Here is a 496-nt window from a genome sequence, read left to right on the forward strand (position 1 = left end):
TGTTTTCGTACATCTCGCCCGAAGCGCGGGTGCCGTTGAACCATCCGCTGAGGAAGATTCGGGCGCTGGTCCGTGATGTGCTGAGCGAGTTGAACCGCAGCTTTGGGAAGCTCTATTCGAGCGAAGGACGCCCCTCGATCCCGCCGGAACAATTGCTGAGCGCGTTGCTGCTGCAGGTGTTCTACGGCATTCGGTCGGAACGACAGCTCATGGAGCAATTGGACTACAATCTCCTGTACCGCTGGTTCGTGGGATTGCCGCCGGACGATCCGGTCTGGGATCCGACCAGCTTCACGAAGAACCGTGAGCGGCTGCAGAACGGCGAGGTGTTTACGAAGTTCATGACCAGGCTCTTGAGCCATCCTCAGGCAAGCCGCTGTTGTCAGACGAGCACTTTTCGGTGGATGGGACGTTGATTGAGGCTTGGGCCTCCCAGAAGAGCTTCCGCCCCAAGGACGGCAGCGATGACGACGACGGCGCGGACTTCCACGGCCAA

At 59.7% G+C, this 496-nt stretch carries 1 pseudogene; it reads left to right on the plus strand.

From position 1 onward, the window contains the following. Positions 1-496 (plus strand): annotated as a pseudogene (locus tag I6F35_RS39655) (transposase); the annotation flags it as partial.

The organism is Bradyrhizobium sp. BRP22 (genome assembly GCF_020194175.1).
In the GTDB taxonomy this organism is placed as follows: domain Bacteria; phylum Pseudomonadota; class Alphaproteobacteria; order Rhizobiales; family Xanthobacteraceae; genus Bradyrhizobium.